The organism is Flavobacterium ardleyense (genome assembly GCF_033547075.1).
GTDB classification, from domain to species: domain Bacteria; phylum Bacteroidota; class Bacteroidia; order Flavobacteriales; family Flavobacteriaceae; genus Flavobacterium; species Flavobacterium ardleyense_A.
This window is the reverse complement of record NZ_CP137891.1, coordinates 763,184-782,110: the sequence shown is the minus strand read 5'-3', so window position 1 is coordinate 782,110 and position 18,927 is coordinate 763,184. Positions and strand designations below refer to the sequence as shown.

At 35.4% G+C, this 18,927-nt stretch carries 16 protein-coding genes; 9 read left to right on the top strand and 7 right to left on the bottom strand.

Features of this window, described 5'->3' with window-relative positions; all coding sequences use genetic code 11:
* Positions 1-36: 36 nt before the first annotated feature.
* The 7 genes from SBO79_RS03450 (at position 37) to SBO79_RS03420 (ending at position 8,187) form a co-directional block, all read left to right on the top strand.
* Complete coding sequence (locus SBO79_RS03450) at positions 37-1,632, top strand: S8 family peptidase (protein ID WP_318641821.1); 1,596 nt, start codon at positions 37-39, stop codon at positions 1,630-1,632.
* A 70-nt stretch (positions 1,633-1,702) separates the two neighbouring features.
* Complete coding sequence (locus SBO79_RS03445; protein ID WP_318641820.1) at positions 1,703-3,589, top strand: M1 family metallopeptidase; 1,887 nt, start codon at positions 1,703-1,705, stop codon at positions 3,587-3,589.
* 5 nt (positions 3,590-3,594) lie between these two features.
* Positions 3,595-3,987, top strand: a complete 393-nt coding sequence (locus SBO79_RS03440; RefSeq protein WP_318641819.1) for a ribonuclease P protein component — start codon at positions 3,595-3,597, stop codon at positions 3,985-3,987.
* Between the two features lie 161 nt (positions 3,988-4,148).
* The gene (locus tag SBO79_RS03435; protein ID WP_318641818.1) at positions 4,149-5,783 is read left to right on the top strand and encodes a S41 family peptidase; all 1,635 of its coding nucleotides are present in this window, start codon (positions 4,149-4,151) and stop codon (positions 5,781-5,783) included.
* The gene (locus SBO79_RS03430; RefSeq protein ID WP_318641817.1) at positions 5,783-6,601 is read left to right on the top strand and encodes an OmpA family protein; all 819 of its coding nucleotides are present in this window, start codon (positions 5,783-5,785) and stop codon (positions 6,599-6,601) included. The genes SBO79_RS03435 and SBO79_RS03430 overlap by 1 nt, the downstream gene beginning before the upstream one ends.
* Before the next feature lie 236 nt (positions 6,602-6,837).
* Positions 6,838-7,137 carry a hypothetical protein gene (locus SBO79_RS03425; RefSeq protein WP_318641816.1) on the top strand — a complete coding sequence of 100 codons (300 nt, stop codon included), beginning with the start codon at positions 6,838-6,840 and terminating at the stop codon, positions 7,135-7,137.
* Between the two features lie 474 nt (positions 7,138-7,611).
* Positions 7,612-8,187: a DUF417 family protein gene (locus tag SBO79_RS03420; protein WP_318641815.1), complete on the top strand. Its 576-nt coding sequence runs from the start codon at positions 7,612-7,614 to the stop codon at positions 8,185-8,187.
* Between the two features lie 17 nt (positions 8,188-8,204).
* Here the strand turns inward: SBO79_RS03420 and SBO79_RS03415 are convergent, their stop codons facing one another.
* The 4 genes from SBO79_RS03415 to SBO79_RS03400 all read right to left on the bottom strand — a co-directional run bounded on the left by SBO79_RS03415 (position 8,205) and on the right by SBO79_RS03400 (position 13,065).
* Positions 8,205-8,654, bottom strand: coding sequence for a GNAT family N-acetyltransferase (locus SBO79_RS03415; RefSeq protein WP_318641814.1), 450 nt, complete (start codon positions 8,652-8,654; stop codon positions 8,205-8,207).
* Positions 8,651-9,619, bottom strand: a complete 969-nt coding sequence (locus tag SBO79_RS03410) for a DUF4837 family protein (protein WP_318641813.1) — start codon at positions 9,617-9,619, stop codon at positions 8,651-8,653. The genes SBO79_RS03415 and SBO79_RS03410 overlap by 4 nt, the downstream gene beginning before the upstream one ends.
* Before the next feature lie 41 nt (positions 9,620-9,660).
* Positions 9,661-11,694 carry a LysM peptidoglycan-binding domain-containing protein gene (locus SBO79_RS03405; RefSeq protein ID WP_318641812.1) on the bottom strand — a complete coding sequence of 678 codons (2,034 nt, stop codon included), beginning with the start codon at positions 11,692-11,694 and terminating at the stop codon, positions 9,661-9,663.
* Between the two features lie 183 nt (positions 11,695-11,877).
* Positions 11,878-13,065, bottom strand: coding sequence for a phosphoglycerate kinase (locus tag SBO79_RS03400; RefSeq protein ID WP_318641811.1), 1,188 nt, complete (start codon positions 13,063-13,065; stop codon positions 11,878-11,880).
* 304 nt (positions 13,066-13,369) lie between these two features.
* On the opposite strand from SBO79_RS03400, the gene SBO79_RS03395 reads away from it, so the two are divergent.
* Complete coding sequence (locus SBO79_RS03395) at positions 13,370-14,515, top strand: DNA polymerase III subunit (protein WP_318641810.1); 1,146 nt, start codon at positions 13,370-13,372, stop codon at positions 14,513-14,515.
* 5 nt (positions 14,516-14,520) lie between these two features.
* A complete protein-coding gene (locus SBO79_RS03390) occupies positions 14,521-14,901 on the top strand; it encodes a DoxX family protein (protein ID WP_318641809.1) in 381 nt (126 codons plus the stop codon).
* Here the strand turns inward: SBO79_RS03390 and SBO79_RS03385 are convergent.
* From SBO79_RS03385 to SBO79_RS03375, 3 genes are all read right to left on the bottom strand, one after another.
* Entirely contained in the window at positions 14,898-17,171 is a 2,274-nt protein-coding gene (locus SBO79_RS03385; protein ID WP_318641808.1) for a helix-turn-helix domain-containing protein, read from the bottom strand. The genes SBO79_RS03390 and SBO79_RS03385 overlap by 4 nt on opposite strands.
* 95 nt (positions 17,172-17,266) lie before the next feature.
* Positions 17,267-17,854: an OmpH/Skp family outer membrane protein gene (locus tag SBO79_RS03380; RefSeq protein ID WP_318641807.1), complete on the bottom strand. Its 588-nt coding sequence runs from the start codon at positions 17,852-17,854 to the stop codon at positions 17,267-17,269.
* A 209-nt stretch (positions 17,855-18,063) separates the two neighbouring features.
* Positions 18,064-18,918, bottom strand: coding sequence for a class I SAM-dependent methyltransferase (locus SBO79_RS03375; protein WP_318641806.1), 855 nt, complete (start codon positions 18,916-18,918; stop codon positions 18,064-18,066).
* Positions 18,919-18,927 lie beyond the last annotated feature (9 nt).

Here is an 18,927-nt window from a genome sequence, read left to right as displayed (position 1 = left end):
ACAAATATTTGCATAACGCTTTATAAAATCCAAACAATGAGATTACTACAAACAATTACCGTAGCTACAATGGCTACCTTGTTGCTAAGCAACTGTACAACACAAAAAGCGCCACTATATCAAACGGTGGACAAAACTGGAATCGTAGCGAAGAAAACCGCTATTTCAGAAAACGATTTAAAACGCTGGAGTCATTTGGATTTACTTAAAGATAGTATTCCAGGAATGAGTGTTGATAAGGCTTATGAGCTTCTTCTAAAAGATAAAAAGAGTACAACCGTAATTGTTGGAGTAATTGATTCGGGCGTTGATATAGTTCACGAAGATTTAAAGTCGAATGTTTGGACTAACTCCAAAGAAATTCCTGGAAACGGCATTGACGATGATAACAATGGATATATTGATGATATACATGGATGGAATTTTCTTGGTCAGTCTACTAGAGAAAATCTTGAAATGACGCGTATCATTAAGAAGGGCGACGACGGATCGGCTACATACAAGCGTGCAGTTGCTGCTTACGACAAGAAAAAAAGTGAAGCAATGTCTGGTAAACAGCAGGTTGACTTTATCTTTAATGCTGACAAAACAATTTCGGATCATTTAAATAAAAAAGCGTATACATTAGAAGATCTTCAGAAACTCGTAACTACAGATGCAGCTGTAGGTCAAGCTAAACAGGTGATGATGAGCATTATCACACAGGCTGGTCCAGGGTATAGAGAAGATATCGAAGGTTATAAAGATTATATTTATTCTACCTTAAATTACAATTTGAATGTAGAATTTGACGGTCGTAAAATTGTTGGTGACAATGTAACTGACATTAATGATACTAAATACGGTGATAATAATGTTGCGGGTCCAGATAAAAAAGATGCCCTACATGGCACGCACGTAGCGGGAATTATAGCTCAAGTACGTGGCAATAATCTTGGTGGTGACGGAGTTGCTACTAATGTAAAAATTATGGCAATTCGTGCCGTGCCAGATGGTGATGAGTACGACAAAGATATTGCGTTGGCTATTCGTTACGCAGCAGATAATGGTGCGAAAATAATTAACGGAAGCTTTGGAAAAAGCTTTTCGCCAAATAAAGAATGGGTTGATGACGCTATTAAATATGCCGCAAAAAAGGATGTGCTTTTTGTACATGCAGCTGGAAATGATGGTCACAATATTGACAAGGCAGAAAATCAGAATTATCCAAACGATGCTACATCAGGATCTGGTGAATTTGCGGATAATGTAATTACAATTGGTGCTCTTAATAATTTATATACAACTGACTTAGTAGCACCATTCTCTAACTTTGGTGCCATAAATGTTGATGTATTTGCTCCTGGAATGGAAATTTATGCTACTGTTCCTTTTGATAAATATAAATTTGAACAAGGTACATCTATGGCCGCTCCAAATGTTGCCGGAGTAGCTGCCTTGATCAGATCTTACTATCCTTCTTTAACTGCCAAACAAGTAAAACAAATTTTAATGGACTCTGGAGTTGCAATTCCAATGGAAGTTAAATTTGGTGACGATGCAGAGATGATGCCTTTTGCAAAAGGATCACGCTCAGGAAAAATCGTTAATGCTTACAATGCGTTATTGATGGCAGAGAAAATGGCAAAATAATCTATTAGCATATTCTATAAAAAGCGGAAGTCTTTTGGGACTTCCGCTTTTTTTTAAATTTAAAACTCCTATGAAAAATCTTTTTACAATTGCTTTCTTTCTACTTGTAACTACTTTTGCCTCTGCTCAAAATACAGGATATTGGCAGCAGCACGTTGACTATAAAATGGATGTAAACGTAGATGCAAAAAAATACCAATATTCGGGAAGTCAAGAGCTTATTTACACCAACAATTCGCCTGATACGCTGTATAAGGTGTATTATCATTTGTATTTGAATGCATTTCAGCCAGGAAGCGAAATGGATATGCGACTGAGAAATATTGCCGATCCAGACCGACGCATGGTTACAACAACCACTGCGGCAGATGGCAGCAAAAAACATGAAAGCAGAATTAAGCATCTAAAACCTAACGAAATTGGTTATCTAAAAATTAAAAACTTGAAGCAAGACGGTGCTGCTGTCGTCACTTCGGAGCACGGAACAATTTTAGAGGTTACTTTGGCAAAACCATTAATGCCAAATGCTAAAACGACTCTTAAAATGGAGTTTGAAGGTCAGATACCAGTTCAAATTCGTCGTACAGGAAGAAATAACAGCGAAGGTGTTGCACTTTCAATGGCGCAGTGGTATCCTAAATTAGCCGAATATGATTTTGAAGGATGGCACGCAGATCCATATATTGGAAGAGAATTTCACGGGGTTTGGGGAGATTTTGACGTAAGGATAACTATAGATAAAAACTATATTCTTGGTGGTACGGGATATATTCAGAACAACAATGAAGTTGGTTTTGGTTATGAAGATGCAGGTGTAAAATTAAAAAAACCTAAAAATTCAAAAACGCTTACTTGGCATTTTGTCGCACCGATGGTTCACGACTTTACGTGGGCGGCAGATCCTGATTATATTCATGATAAAATAGAAACAGAAAGCGGGACAACTTTGCACTTTTTGTATAAAGACGATTCGAAAATACTTCAGAATTGGAAGAATCTGCAGCCAAAAGCGGTTGAGCTATTGAGTATTTACAATCAGCTGGTTGGAAAATATCCGTACAAGCAATATTCAATAATTCAAGGTGGCGACGGCGGAATGGAGTATGCAATGTGTACGCTAATATTGGGCGGTGGAACTATGGAAGGTTTACTGGGAGTAACTGCACACGAAATGGCGCACGCTTGGTTTCAAGGAGTCCTTGCATCAAATGAAACCGCTCACGGGTGGATGGATGAAGGATTTACAACTTTCATCGAAGATTTTGCAATGGATATTGTAAATAAAACTAACGCAAATAATCCTTTTGAGGCATCCTACAACGGTTACAGAGCGCTAGTGAATTCAGGAAAGGAGCAATCGCAAGGAACTCACGCAGATAGATACGATGTTAATAGATCTTATAGTATTGCTAGCTATCACAAAGGAAGTATTTTTCTATCGCAACTTATTTACCTGATTGGTTTTGAAAATCTCGTTGGAACATTGCAGCAATTTTACAAAGAATTTCAGTTTAAACATCCAACTCCAAATGATTTAATTCGTACAGCCGAAAAAGTTTCTGGAGCGCATTTAGGTTGGTATCTAACTGATTGGACTCGAACCACAAATAATATCGATTATTCAATTGCATCTGTTAAACAAATTGAGGGAGCTTCAGAAATTTCGCTACAGCGAAAAGGACTTACGCCAATGCCGATTGACATTTTGGTAAATTATACCGATGGTACAACTGAAACTTTTTACGTTCCTTTGCGGATGATGTATTTCTCGAAAGAAAATCCATATCAAAATATCAAAAGAACCGTATTGAGTGAGTCCACTTGGGCTGATCCGAATTTTACATTTAAAATTAATAGACCTTTGAAAGAAATCGCACAGATTATACTAGATCCAAGTGGTTTGATGGCAGATATTAATCTTGAAGACAATTTCTACTCAAGTACAAAAAGCAAATAAAGCGAATGGAATTTAGCTACGGCAAAGAAGAAAAATTAAAATCAAAAAAACTGATTGAAGCTTTATTTATAGAGCGGCAATCTGTTGCAAAATATCCGCTGCGACTGGCTTTCAAAAAGTTGGAAACAGAAGATGTAAATTTGAATAAATCAGAATTACAAGTGGCGGTTTCAGTATCGAAAAAGCATTTTAAGAAAGCAGTAGATCGCAATTATTTCAAACGTGTTTTGAGAGAAAATTACAGACTCAACAAGCATTTGATTCTTGATAAAATCTCCGGAAAATATGCGTTGATGCTGCTGTATCAAACAAAAGACAGATTGACTTACGAGGAAATAAATGAAAAAACAATTCAGCTCTTTGAGAAGTTTGTTGCCAAAGTAAACAATCCACAATAGCAGATAGCTGTTACTTTAATATAAAAGTAGCAGCTATTTTTTTGGAAGATGTTCGAAGTAAAATCTTCCGTTGAATTGCGTTTTTCATATGTGGTCAATAAATTATACATTAGAGCTTCGAAAAAGAATGCGCAGAATACTTTTCAAAAAAAGATAAAAATATGCTTTCAGTTTTAAAAAAAAGATACATCATTCCTGTAGCTGCTGCAGGAATACTTTACGTTGGTGCTAGTTTCAAAGATAATTTGTTTGAAGTCGCAAAGCAGATAGAAATTTTCACGACACTATTCAAAGAAGTGAACATGAACTATGTTGATGAAATTAATCCAGCTGCGATTATGGACAAAGCAATTAAGGGTATGCTTGCAGATCTAGATCCATACACCGTCTATTTTAACGAGCAAGATGTGGTTAAATTTAAAATTAATAGCACTGGAGAATACACCGGTATTGGCGCAATTATTAACAGAAAAGAAGGCAAGCTTACTATCGTGGAACCGTACAAAGATTATCCTGCAGATAAGGCTGGATTGAAAGCTGGTGACGAAATTATCAAAATTGGAGATATCAACCTTTCTGATTTTAAAGAAGATGTTGGTCAACTTTTAAAAGGTGCTAAAAATGCCAAAATAGATATTACCTATTTGCGTCAAGGCAAAACTTTAAAGACAGAGCTTACGCTAAATGAAGTAGCGCTGAAGGCGGTTCCGTTCTTCGGAATGTCGGATAATAAAACTGGATATATTGTTCTTTCGCAATTTAATGTAAAGGCAACAACCGAAACTAAGGCAGCTTTAGAAAGCTTAAAAGCCAGCGGTGCTACCCAAATAATCCTTGATTTACGTGATAATCCTGGTGGACTTTTAAATGAAGCGGTGAATATCTGCAATCTGTTTGTTCCGAAAGGCGAAGTAATTGTAACCACTAAATCTAAAATTCAGAAGCACAATAATACTTATATGACTACTCGCGATCCTGTAGATACCCAAATTCCATTGGTTGTGTTGGTCAATGGCAAGAGTGCTTCGGCTTCGGAGATTGTTGCAGGAGCCTTGCAGGATTTGGATCGAGCAGTTGTGGTGGGCAGCAGAAGTTTTGGAAAAGGTCTAGTACAGCGCCCCGTAGACCTTACTTACGGAACTCAGCTCAAAATCACTATTTCGCGCTATTATACGCCTTCTGGACGTTGTATTCAGGCGCTTGATTACCTTCATAAAGACAAGGATGGAAAAGCCGTACGAACCGATGCTACAAAATACAACGAATTTAAAACTCGCAAAGGACGTAAGGTGTATGATGGTGGCGGAGTTTCTCCCGACCTAGAAATGGACGAAACAAAACATAGCGCCATTGTGGAAGCATTGGTAAAAAACAATGGAATTTTCGATTTTGCGACTGAGTATTATTACAAAAATCCAAATTTAGGAGGTAAGATTCCAACTATTTCGGATGCAGATTTTTCCAGTTTCAAGCAATTTTTGAAGCGTGAAAAATTTACCTTTGATACTGAAACTGAAATGGCCTTGAAAGAAACTTTGGCTGCAGCCAAAAAAGAAAAAATTGACGATGGAATTATGCAGGCCTATCAACAATTATTGACTGCTTTAGAAAAAAGTGAAACTGTACTACTAGATAAAAGTAGTACTCAAATCAAAAATTTACTTCGTGATGAATTAATTAAAAGATACCAGTACAAAGAAGGTTTGTATGACTATTATATTAAAAACAATCCTGAAATAAAACGTTCAACCGCCTTGCTAAACAATTCAGCAGAATATCAAAAATTTCTAAATTAATGCGTAGAATCTTTCTTCAAATAATACTTTTAATATGTGTTTCCACAGCATTCTCACAAGAGGAAATTGTGCATTCAGTGTACTTTCCATTTGATAAATTTAGCTTAAGCGAAAAACAAAAAGCAGACTTAGTAACATTTATAAAGGCAAGTGATTCGACTAGAATTGAATCCATTGAAATCTTTGGCTATACGGATGATATTGGCAAAGACGCCTACAACTTCAAGCTGTCAACAAATCGTGCCAATGCTATCCAGCAAGAACTGATAAATGACGGAGTTAAACAGAAAATCATTGTCACAATCGAAGGAAAAGGTCGAATTCTTATCGACGACGATATTGTAGAAAATCTGCCAGAAGTACGTTCAAAAAACCGACGCGTTGACGTGGTTTTAAATTTAAAGGAACTACCTAAGATTATTCTACCTGGATTTTTTACCACATTAGGAGTGAAGCATGTGGTAGGCGATCATATTTATCTAGAAAATCTTTTGTTTCCACGCGGTAGCAGCAAACTCACTTATAAATCAAAAACAGAATTAGACAAAATAGCAAGAGTTTTGCATCGCAATAAAAAGTTACAATTTGAAATTCAAGGACATGTCTGCTGCGTTGCACCTTATCAAAAAGAGGCAATTGATAAAGACACACGCAAACGACAACTCTCACATAATCGCGCAGAAGCAGTCTATAAATATTTGGTTTTTAAAAAAATAGACAAGAGCAGAATGACTTTCAAAGGATACGGAAATACGGTACCACTAGGCAAAAGTGTAGAATATGACAGAAGAGTAGAATTGGTAATTACAAAGAATTAAGTCCTAGTTAAGTACATTCTGATTGGTGATTTATTTAAATTATTAAAAGCGATCTTTAATTCAAGTGTTACGATGAGCATATTTCATATTAATCAGTTACAAGCAAGTTCAGTCGAAAATACGCAGAAAAGAATCATCCGAAAGGAAAGTTAGTTAATGCAGAAAACTGAAATGCAGAATCGTGAAAGTTTTTCACAGAAATTCAGAAAACTAAAACTCGATACTTAAAAATTTAAATGATTAAAAAAACAAATATAGCACTCTATTTCATTTTTATATTTGCTTTCAATTGTTATGCTGAAGGACAAGATGGAATTATATCAATTTTTAATATTGCATATTTTATATGGGCTTTTATGTGTATTTCAATATACACTATTTTCGGTGGTATAATTATAAAACTGATTTTATATAAATCAAATCTTCTTTTGAAAAACCAAACACTCAAAGCCTTTTCTATTGCTTTTATATTAGCAATTTTAGCATCTCTAATATTTGGAGATGTCTTTTTAAATATTGTATGGAATTGTCTTTAAATCAGTGATTTTTAAGATGACAACAGAACCAGTATTTCTTACTTTGGAAATCATTAAAAAATAATGTGAAAATTGAAATTTGTCAACAAAAACTCGAAAAGTTTGCGGTTGAATTCGTTATTTCGACAAATACAAACAGCCTGTAACATCGCTTTGCATAAATGGCGAAATATGTGGTAAATTCACGTTTTCCGCAAGAAATTTTATCATAGCCGAAAAAATTCGGTCACGAAGTTCGCCATTTCTGCAAGCCGAGAAACGCAATGCCTACTATATTGTCTTTGTAACTTCCTTATTTACTTTTAAATTTTCTCTAGTAAATTCAGCTTCTCAAAAATCCTTAGCGCAGATTAGTAGATGTTAGCGTTACCTTAAATACAAAATCGAAACAATAAGGAATAGGTATATTTGCAGATTCTAATATTAACTGAATTAATTAATAATTGATTAAAAAAAATACTATTTAATAAACTCATGAATATTTTTATCCAATTTCTAGCAAATAGTCAATCCTATTTTATTAATCTTACCCGAATTTCGATTTTAATTGTAATGCTGTGGATTGGTGGATTAAAAGTTTACCAGTACGAGGCGGACGGCATTGTACCTTTTGTAGCCAACAGCCCTTTAATGTCATTTTTCTATAGTAAAAATGCACCTGAGTACAAAGATTATAAAAATCCGGAAGGAAAAACAGTTCAAGCAAATATCAATTGGCATCAAAAAAATGGCACTTATGTTTTTGCCTACGGATTAGGTGCAGCAATTGTAATAATTGGTTTTTTGACCTTTTTTGGAATTTGGAATGACAAAATAGGTTTAATAGGTGGTATTCTTACCTTTTTAATGTCGTTAGTTACTCTTACTTTTTTGATCACTACACCGGAAGTTTATGTACCTAATCTAGGTGGCGATTTTCCAACTCCGCAACACGGATTTCCTTACCTATCGGGAGCAGGAAGATTGGTTTTGAAAGATGTAATTATGATGGCAGCGGGACTGGTTTGCGCTTCTGAGAGTGCTAAGCGAATCATGGTGAAGTCTGTATAATAAAACCCTTGATACATTTATCGCTTCATTTGCACATGTGGGATTCCATCTTCTAAATACTCTTCACCAACCACCAAGAAGCCGTGTGATTGATAAAATTTTAGTAAATATACCTGAGCCGAAATCATTATTGAGGAAGTATCAAATAGTTCCAAAACCGTGGCAATAGATTTTTGCATTAAAACATGACCTATTTTAAAACTTCTGCATTCTTTTGCAACTATTACACGCCCGATTGCAGCATCTTCAAAATAATATCCTGGCCGAAAGATTCTGCAATACGCCACTAATTTACCTTTGTAAAAGCCGCAAACGTGAAGAGCATCTTGATCTTTGTTATCTAAATCTTGATAGATGCAGTTTTGCTCCACTACAAAGACCTCGCTACGCAAAGCCATAATTTGATATAGTTGTTCCAACGAAAGCTCGTTAAAACGCATTATTTGCCAGTTTAAAGAGTCTTTCATTTCAAAAATTTAAATGTTTCGATAATAGCGCGAAGTTCAAACACCAAGTCTCGTTTATTTTTGGACGGCGCATAACAGAAACCTTCTATAATAATCAAACGCTTATTTACAGTGTCTTCTACTGCATAATTTATAAAAGGCCCAGCCATAAAATCATTCTTGAGCTCCCAAGTTCCTTTGGTATGGTAGGTTTTTCTACCATCAAGTGTAGTCATAGTTAAGTAGGGTGCAAAACCTTGCTCGGTTATCATCCTACTCTCTGCGACAGTGCCGTGAATATATAATTCGCCAATAGAATCACGCATCTTAATGATATTATCAATTGGATTGCTATTGCGCTTCAAGCAAGTCTGTGGAACTTGATAAATCAAAATGCTCTGATTACCACTAATATTATCCTTTTTCAACCAAACAAAATTATTTTCGTCCATCGCATATTTATAGCCCGTAGGAACATCCAACGAAATATTAAAGCGGTCTCGTAATCTACTTTTATTTAGAAGTGAACTATCGTTAACCTGCTGACTTAGCTTTATATCAGTCTCCTGAAAAAGTTTAATTATTTCTGCAGCGTTATTGTTTAGGATATCAAGAATTTCAGCTACCGAAGTACCGCCTATATACACTGTATTTTGCGGAATGGCGTATTCGTCTTTTCGAACCTTGTAAGAATTTTTTGTGCTTTTTTTGATTACCATAATATTTCTACTATGCGTCATGTAGCCTTCCAGCAATTTAGCAGGATACTGATTGATAGAGAAAATAGGTTCTTCTTGCGCCAAGCCGATAACTGGAGCGGCGAATTTTGTGCGTACATTATCTCCTATCTCACCATTCCACAACTGATCATCAATGATTATTGCAATATGGTTCAGTTCACCAGTAGAAATTTTCTTTCCAACAGGCTTCTGATTACAAGAAGTTAGCAGTACAATGAAAGCCAAAAAAAAATGGACTTTGTTCATAATATATGAATAAAGTCCAAATTTAAAGAAGATTTCTTTGATTATCCCTGAATTTTAAGTTTCATTCCAGGTTTAATATTTCCGTTGCTTCCAATTCCATTCCATTGTTTTAGATCTGAAATTGTAACTCCTGGATGTTTCTTTGCTATACTAAAAAGTGAATCACCTTTTTGAACATAATATGATTTCTGATTTTGCTTTTCTTTTGCCGCAATCTGAGTGTTTTGATTCTTTGTTTTTTGAGATAAACCACTTTTATCAATCGCAGTTTTTGCTATTATAATTCTTGTTCCGGCATTCACGGTATTGCTTTCAAGCGAGTTCATTTCTTTTAGCTCAGCTAAGCTTAAATTGTTTTGTTTTGCTATAATCCCTAAGAATTCACCCTTTTTTACGACGTGATATTTTAGATTATAATTTGTAGGATCGATTATTACATTCTCTTCTGCAACATCCGCAATAGCAGTATTATCGCTTTCTTCAACTTTTTTGTCAACGATAATTTTTATTCCAGCCACTAAGTTATCTCCACCAAATTTATTCCAATCTTTTATTTGATCCACTGTTACATTATGCTTTTTTGCAACAGCATAAAGACTTTCGCCTTTTTTCACGGTGTAGTATTTTGTATCATCATCTTCCGCTACAACTTCTTTGAGAGACGCTTTTGCAGCGACTGCTTCAGTTTTCTTAGCGATTGCCTCGGGTTGTGCTTTAACAGCAACTGTTTCTGTGCTTACAATTTTTAGAGATCCTCCTGCATTAATTACATTAGATCTTAATCCATTCCATTTTTTAAGGTTGGAGACAGATACTCCGTATTTTTCAGAAATTAAGCCCAAAGACTCTCCTCTCCTTATTTTATGCATCTTAGTCCGAGTGATCGTCGATCTGTCATTTCGCGTAGTTACAGAAGCGTATTGCTGCTGAGAATTTGGTTTTTCACGAAGATTCTTGACATGATTTGCGTAAGCATAAACAGCTTCTTCATTTGCGGTAAATAAAGCTACCTTTTCTCGTGGCATTCTGATGTAATGATTTTTATTTGCATAAAAAGGAACAACATCAAGCTTATAAGAAGGATTTAGTAACTGTAATTGAGAAACTGGTACGTCTAGAACTTCTGCAAGTTGTTTGAAAGTTATGTGATTTTTGATCATCACAGTATCGGTTTCAAAACTTTTTACCAATGCTCTGTTCGGAACAATACCGTGTTCTTTATGGAATTCGTAAATGTACATTGTCGCTAAGAAAGCTGGTACATATCCTTGCGTTTCCTTTGGAAGATTTTTACGAATGTTCCAATAGTTTTGTTGACCTCCAGACCGTCTAATCGCTTTGGCAACGTTTCCTGGACCAGCATTATAAGATGCTAAAACTAGATCCCAATCTCCAAATATTTTATACATATTGGTCATATATTGAGCAGCAGCATTACTTGCTTTAAGCGGATCGCTTCTCTCATCAACATACGAATCGATATTTAAATTGTATTGTTTTCCAGTCTGATACATAAACTGCCAAAGACCTGTTGCTCCCATGTGCGAAACAGCCTTTGGATTAAGAGCAGATTCTACAACCGCCAAATATTTAATTTCCAACGGAACGTTTTTCTTGGCCAGCGCCTCTTCAAACATTGGGAAATAATATTCAGAAATTGCCATCAGGCGCTCAAAAGATTTCTTTCTGTTTTTCAGGAAAGACTTAATAATATTTTCTAATCCTTGGTTGTACTCAATATTGAAAGGAGAACGCGCATCCATGATTGCAAGGCGCTCTTTCAATAATTCAGTAGACAACTCATAATCTACTGCTTCATCAAGATCTATTTTCGCAATATCTGTAGAGATATCATTGTATATATCAAGATTTGTAAGTTCTTTGAGCCATAAACTGTCAATACAGGCAGTCATATCGTCATAAACTAAGGTAGATCTTATAGAATCAAGGTAAGACATTGGGATTTCCTTCTTGAGCATTTCTGCATCTTTTGCAACATCTATGACAGATTCTTGTGCAAAGGCACCAAAGGAAAATAATGATAAAAGAACTAGTGGGGAATGCTTAATCTTCATTTGTACGTTTTTAGATGTTTTTTACTTCAGTAAAATTCTTGTTTAAAAAACCTTTTATTCGTTCGTTCGTTGTAGGTTAATTGCTTTAATCTCAATTGTATGAAATGCAAACATAACAATCATATAATATAAATAACAAATTATATAACTGAAATTTAACCTATTTAGTATAATTTAAAATCATTATTTTAAGATTGCATCAATTCCCGGAAGTGATTTTCCTTCTAGCATTTCTAGCATCGCCCCACCACCTGTAGAAACGTAGCTTACTTTATCTTCAAATTTAAATTCTTTTACCGCTGCAACAGAATCTCCTCCTCCCACTAGAGAAAATGCGCCGTTTGCAGTGGCTTCGGCAATATATTTACCTAATTCCTTAGTTCCATTCGAGAAATTTTCCATTTCAAAAACGCCCAGAGGTCCGTTCCAAAGAATTGTTTTAGATTCTAAAATCACTGTTTTAATTTCCGCTAGTGACTTTTCGCCAGCATCAAGACCTTGCCATCCTTCTGGGATTTCTCCTACAAGAACAGTCTTGGTAGTAGCGTCATTGCTAAAAGAATCTGCAATAACTACGTCAATTGGAAGGTGAACCTGAACGTTTTTCTTTTTGGCTGCAGCCAAAATTTCTAAAGCCAAATCCAATTTATCATCCTCACAAAGAGAATTTCCAATCTTGCCACCAAGCGCTTTGATAAAGGTAAATGTCATTCCGCCACCAATAATCATATGGTCAATTTTGTCCAAAATATTTTCGATAACCGTAATTTTAGAAGACACTTTGCTTCCGCCAAGTACTGCTGTCACTGGCTTTTTGTTGTCTTTCAAAACTTTTTCAATACTTTCGATCTCCTTGGCAAGCAGCAATCCAAAAGCTTTATCCTTTGGAAAATAATCTGCAATAATCGCTGTCGATGCATGAGCTCTATGCGCAGTACCAAAGGCATCGTTCACATAAAAATCGCCAAGAGAAGCAAGTGATTTTGCAAAATCCTTGTCGCCCGCTTCCTCTTCTTTATAATATCTCAAATTTTCCAAAAGTAATATTTCGCCTTTTTTCAGTTCAGAAACCGCCTTTTCAACTTCAGATCCAATTGAATCTGCAACAAATTTTACTTCTTTTCCAACAACTTTTTCTACAGCTGTAACGATGTGTTTCAAAGAAAATTTATCCTCTTTATTTTTAGGTCGGCCTAGGTGCGACATCAATATTACCGTCCCGCCATGTTCAATTATATAATCAATCGTCGGCTTTGCACCTTCAATTCGACTGTCATCAATCACTTTCAAATCATCGTCAAGAGGTACATTAAAGTCAACTCTCACTAATACTTTTTTCCCTTCTAGATTATAATCTTTAAGTGTTTTCATCGCTTTTGTGTGTTTTTAAATTCGGCTGCCAAGATACAAAATTTATAAAAACGCTTTCTAAGAATCGTCTTCGGTCGAATTATGCTTTTTTTTTGGAGCTTTATCCCGCTTTCCGCTGTATCTCTTCATAGTTGCTGCTTCGCGCAACCATAAAGAGGATGCCGCTGCAATCGGGGCTAAAAAAACCCTCACAAGATATTTTGTCTTATCAATTGATATTCAGGAATTAAAATTGCTATCTCTCAGCAAAATCGTCTTTGATTATCTAGCGGTGCAATTTTGCCATTTTAACTTATATTTGCATATGCAATTTTCTGAAATTTTAGGCCAAGAGGCTATCAAAAGTCATTTAATACAAACCGCAAATGAGGGGAGAATTCCACATGCACAGCTCTTTGTTGGACCCGAAGGAAGTGGAACTTTACCTATGGCAATTGCCTATGCGCAATATATTTTATGCGGAAATACTTCCAATGAAAATAGCGAAGGCAATTCTAGCTGCAATCTAAAATTCGAAAACCTCGTTCACCCAGATTTGCACTTTGTATATCCTACCGTGACAGGTCCAGACGGTAAACCGGTACTTTGTAGTGATTTCGTTACAGAGTGGCGCGAGATGCTCAAAGGTGACATGTATTCTAATCTTTTTGACTGGCATTCTGCGCTGGGGGTTGGAAATAAGCAGGGAACTATCCGAGTTAATGAAGCTCAAAACATTCTCAAATTACTTTCCCTCAAGGCTTACGAAGGTGGACATAAAGTGATGATTATTTGGATGGCAGATCGAATGAATGCTGATGCAGCCAACAAACTGCTTAAGATAATCGAAGAGCCGCCAGTAAAAACAATTTTTATATTAATCACCGAAAATGAAGGCGACATCATCTCGACAATTAGATCTCGATGCCAAGTATTGCACTTTGGATCAATTGCTCCAGAAGTAATTGCCGCAAAACTTCAAAAGAAAAAAGGTTTGGAAATTCACGCTGCAATGAAAATTGCACATCAAGCGCAGGGAAATTACAATCGTGCCTTAAAACTCACGCAGTCCAACGAAGAAGAAATTCAGTTTGAACAATGGTTTGTGCAGTGGGTGCGTGCTGCCTTTCGGGCAAAAGGAAATGCATCATCAATTTTGGAACTCATTACTTGGAGCGAAACAATTGCTGCTTTAGGTCGTGAAACCCAAAAAAAGTTTCTTAATTACTGCATTGAGCTCTTTAGACAAGCGTTGTTGTTAAATTATCAAACCACAGAACTTGTATACATGGAACCCAAAATTGATAAATTTAAATTAGAGAATTTCGCTCCCTTTGTTCACGGTAACAATATTCAAGATATATTTACAGAGTTATCTGACGCGATGTATCATATTGAGCGCAACGGAAACGCAAAGATGATTCTAACAGATATGTCCATTAAGTTAACTAGATTAATTCATAAAAAGTAAGTCTAATGAATATAGCCTCAATCCTTGTTTTAATATTTTTGGCAATAACTTTTATACAATCCGGATATGACAAAGTCACTGATTGGAAGGGGAATGTTGAGTACTTAACCGGTCATTTTTCTCAAACTTTTATCCGAAAAATGGTTCCAATTTCTTTAATGATTCTTTTAATTTTAGAATTGATTTCAGGAATACTTTGTGCTGCCGGTGCTATTCAGCTTGCGGCAAATAATGTTCGAACCTTTGGATTTTATGGCGCAGTTTTTTCCTGCGTAACCCTACTCTTTATGTTGTTTGCGCAACGCCTAGCAAAAGATTATGAAGGAGCTCGTACTGTAACAATTTATTTTATACTAGCTGTTTTAGGAGTTTTCTGGCTGTCTTAATTTAAGGTTGCTTTAAAAAGTCTCAATTCGTGGTAGCTAAATTTTTCGCCGTACTTTTCTTTTAATGGTCCAAGTGATTCCTCAGAGTATCCGTGGAACGCTGCAGCTAATTCCTTAATTTTATCTTCTGCCAATACATCTGTGAGTTGCACTACTCCTGTTTGCACGAGTTTGCTCAAGTGTGTATAAATTGTTTGAGGTGTTAATTTTCGTTCTGCGGCTATTTCTTCAACAGATTTTTTTGCTTGCCACATTTCGTACGTTTCCTGTACTGTAGATTTTTTGGGAGCCGAAGTACCCGACTTTTTCTTTACTTCATATTGATTAAAATCAGACTCTTCCAAAAATCCGGGATGATTGGTATTAAACTCAGCCTTAATCTTTTCCTTCTTTTTGAATATGTAGGATCTAATTTCCTCTGACGTCAAAGTTTCTTTTGATATGGGCTGACCATTAACCAATGCATAAATCATGTTTTGAGCTCTAAATAATTGCAGTACGGACTTAGTCTGTATTTCTTCCAAATTAGCCAGCTCGTCATAAAATGCTTTAACTTTCTTGACGTTTTTCACCTGCTGAATTTTATATAATAAATTGTAAACTATCGTGTCCATCGGAGCAAAGAAATATCCAAATGCAGCTTCTATCCTACTCGATATAAAAGGCACATCTGCTTCACCCGAAAGGAATAAACGATTAAGTTGAGTTTGAAATTTTTCGGATGCATCCAAAATTTTATCGATACTATCCAACTGCGTTTTTGCCCAGATATAATGTTTTGACTTCTCTGATCTTTCTGAATCTTGCTTATAACTGTAAACGTGATTGCGCCATTCTTGACCTACTTGCTTGAAATTGAACGCCTGAATCATAAATGTGTGCACAAAAGCCATCGTTTCGCTCTGTAGCAGATTTCCTAATGATTCTTCATCCGCTTTATTGTCCGCATACTTCATAACATCAAGATCATTAGAAATACCATTCATCCTAAGCTCTGAAAGCAAAACAAGCCCATTTAACGATCTTAAACGAGATAATGCCACATATGCCTGGCCTGGCATAAAAACATCCGATACATCGAGCGCTGCTTTGTCAAAAGTTAAACCTTGGCTTTTATGAACGGTTATCGCCCAAGCCAGCTTTACCGGATATTGAACAAATGTTCCAAACAATTCCTCTTCAATTTCCTTAGTACTTTCATTTACGGTATAGCGAATATTTTTCCACTCGTATTTCTCTACCTCAATTGTCCTTCCCTCTTCCGGAAACTCTATTAGCATTTCGCTATCATTCAAGAATTTTACAATTCCCGTCTTACCATTAAAAAAGCGCTTTTCTGGTGATAAATCATTTTTTACAAACATAACCTGCGCACCAACCTTGAGTTCTAAATTTTGCTCAAGCGGAAAAATCTTCTCTGGAAAATCTCCGGTAATCTCAGCGGGATATACATGTTTCTTTCCAGATAATTCAGCTAAAGATTCTGAATTTAAATTATCTGCTTTTGCATTATGGGTAGTCAGCGTAATATAACCTTTATTCGCTTTTAGATCAAAATCTTTATTTATGAATTGATTTAGACATTGCAGATCTTCTTTTGTAATGGTATTATTTCTGAGGTTATTTAAGATAGAAATAAAGGTATCGTCAGACTGTCTGTAAATTTTCGTGAGCTCTATATAAAGCGGTGGATACTTCTGAACTGCGTGCGCGTGAAAAAAGAATTTTCCGGAGTAATATTTTCTTAAAACATCCCACTCCTGATTTTTTACCACAGGAGGTAATTGCAAAAGATCGCCGATAAATAAAACTTGAACCCCACCAAAAACTTGAGAATTTTTTCTGATTGATTGCAATACAAAATCCATTGCATCAAGAAGATCGGCGCGAAGCATACTTACTTCGTCAATGATTAGAAGTTCTAAATTCCTAAAAAGTGATCTGCGGCTTTTATTCATTTTAAAGAAATGCTTCCGCAAACTATCGTGCGACTCAAATTTCACGTATTCAGACACCGATGCTATTTCATCTTTAACAGGAATAAATCCACCTAATGGTAATTGAAAAAGTGAATGTATCGTCACGCCACCCGCATTAAGAGCAGCAATCCCCGTGGGCGCTACCACCATTGCATTTTTATGTGTGGTTTTGATAATTTCCCGCAAAAGCGTAGTTTTTCCAGTACCGGCTTTCCCTGTCAAAAATATGGACCGATTGGTTTGATTAATAAATTTTAAAACATATTCAGCAGAAGGCGCGAAATCTTGCATAATTTGAATTAAATATAGGTAAAATTTAAATCTAAATATAATAAAAAAACCTTCAACTTTTTAAGGCTGAAGGTTTTAAATCGATGTTCATCAATTTATTTCTTTGCTTCTACGGCAGCTTCGTCCTTTTTAGACTCTTCAACTTTCGCAGGTTCAGCTTTCTTGTATTTATCATTCAGAAGTTTTACAACATCATTTGTAATATCGTATTTGTCCTCTGCGTACAAAACTGTTGCAGCTTCGCCAGTACCATAAATATAAGCGTATCCTTTTTCTTTTCCGTAAGACTTAATAAATTTACGAACATTTACCACAAGGCTATCCATCTCTTGCCCGCTTTCTTGCTGCAATTGTTGCAACATTGCTTGTTGAGCATATGATAGTTGTTGTTCTCGTTTTTGAAGTTCAGCTCCTTTTTGCTGCGCCCAAGCTTGTCCATTTGCTTGTGCGTTTTTTTGGAAATTTTGAGCATCAGTTTTAAATCTTGCAACTTCAACATCTAGCTCCTTACCCATCTCTTGAGATTTCGCTTTGTACTTCGCTTCGATATCTTTTGACTCGGTATATTCTTGTAATAATTTTGACGTATCGATATAAGCAGTTTTCAATTCCTTAGCTTCGTTACTCTGATTGCAAGACACAACTGTCAAAGCCAAAACAAATAATGCAAATCCTTTTTTCATTTTTTTCTAATTTTGTGTAAAAGTAATAATTATTTCTATTTTCCGAATTTTATTTATTCTAATCAATTTATAAAGTTTTCAAATTTCAAAAATTGAAAACATTATAAATCTCCCTAAAAAAACGACTTATTTAAACTATGATTTCCGTTTAAAACTTTAATTTTTGATATCAGAATATATTTAAAGCTTCAAAGCTACGGGAAATCGCCTTATTTTAATTTTTTAAGATTTCTAAGGACGTAAATATGTGAAGAAAACTCCCCTGACTTCATTCCCTTAATATTTGATAACAATCCTACTCGTATTGCTTTGAGTACATTCATTTTTCCGTTTTTGTATTTTTCAGATAACAAACTCACATAAAAAGAGTCAAAATACATTGGTCGAATATCAGTCAATTCTATTTGGTGTTTTCCAAATATTTTCGAAATTGAGGTTTTTGAGAAATGCCATAAATGTCTAGGTGCGTCAAAAGCAGCCCAAGATTTTTTGTAATAGTTGGCATCATATGATTTAAAATTTGGAACGGCAATAATTAGCAATCCATCCTTTTTCAAAATCCTTTTTAGTTCTATAATTTGCGTATCATAATCATATACATGTTCTAGAACGTGCCACATCGTTATGACATCAATTGAATTACTTTCGATTTCTGATAAGGATGCGCAAAGATCAATTTCCTTTGCTAATGCAATTTCTTTCGCCAATTGATTTGGCTCGTAACCCAAAATTTTCCAATTCCTTTTTGCGGCTTTCGCCAAAAATTCTCCGGTTCCAGCACCTATATCTAAAAGTAATCCTTTTGAAGGATGCACCTTTTCTAAGAAAGACAACTTCTGATTAATAGAAAAAGATTTGACTAAATGATACACTTTTTCAAAGACTGTTCTCTTAGAATCAGTATGAGAAATATAGTCTTCGCTTTGGTAATATTTTTCAAGAGTATCTAGTGAAGGCCTTGGCTCTGTAATTAAAAGATCCAATTCTTCGTCGTGATAGAGTCTAAAACTTTCTTTAGAAACTGTGTGATCTTTAACTTCTACAAATAATTTCTTTTCTGCCACTTTATATAT

Coding starts and splice junctions, on each gene's coding strand:
- SBO79_RS03425 (WP_318641816.1), top strand. CDS start 6,838: ATGATTAAAAAAACAAATATAGCACTCTATTTCATTTTTATATTTGCT.
- SBO79_RS03410 (WP_318641813.1), bottom strand. CDS start 9,619: ATGAACAAAGTCCATTTTTTTTTGGCTTTCATTGTACTGCTAACTTCT.
- SBO79_RS03390 (WP_318641809.1), top strand. CDS start 14,521: ATGAATATAGCCTCAATCCTTGTTTTAATATTTTTGGCAATAACTTTT.
- SBO79_RS03440 (WP_318641819.1), top strand. CDS start 3,595: ATGGAATTTAGCTACGGCAAAGAAGAAAAATTAAAATCAAAAAAACTG.
- SBO79_RS03405 (WP_318641812.1), bottom strand. CDS start 11,694: ATGAAGATTAAGCATTCCCCACTAGTTCTTTTATCATTATTTTCCTTT.
- SBO79_RS03400 (WP_318641811.1), bottom strand. CDS start 13,065: ATGAAAACACTTAAAGATTATAATCTAGAAGGGAAAAAAGTATTAGTG.
- SBO79_RS03430 (WP_318641817.1), top strand. CDS start 5,783: ATGCGTAGAATCTTTCTTCAAATAATACTTTTAATATGTGTTTCCACA.
- SBO79_RS03420 (WP_318641815.1), top strand. CDS start 7,612: ATGAATATTTTTATCCAATTTCTAGCAAATAGTCAATCCTATTTTATT.
- SBO79_RS03445 (WP_318641820.1), top strand. CDS start 1,703: ATGAAAAATCTTTTTACAATTGCTTTCTTTCTACTTGTAACTACTTTT.
- SBO79_RS03395 (WP_318641810.1), top strand. CDS start 13,370: ATGCAATTTTCTGAAATTTTAGGCCAAGAGGCTATCAAAAGTCATTTA.
- SBO79_RS03380 (WP_318641807.1), bottom strand. CDS start 17,854: ATGAAAAAAGGATTTGCATTATTTGTTTTGGCTTTGACAGTTGTGTCT.
- SBO79_RS03450 (WP_318641821.1), top strand. CDS start 37: ATGAGATTACTACAAACAATTACCGTAGCTACAATGGCTACCTTGTTG.
- SBO79_RS03385 (WP_318641808.1), bottom strand. CDS start 17,171: ATGCAAGATTTCGCGCCTTCTGCTGAATATGTTTTAAAATTTATTAAT.
- SBO79_RS03435 (WP_318641818.1), top strand. CDS start 4,149: ATGCTTTCAGTTTTAAAAAAAAGATACATCATTCCTGTAGCTGCTGCA.
- SBO79_RS03415 (WP_318641814.1), bottom strand. CDS start 8,654: ATGAAAGACTCTTTAAACTGGCAAATAATGCGTTTTAACGAGCTTTCG.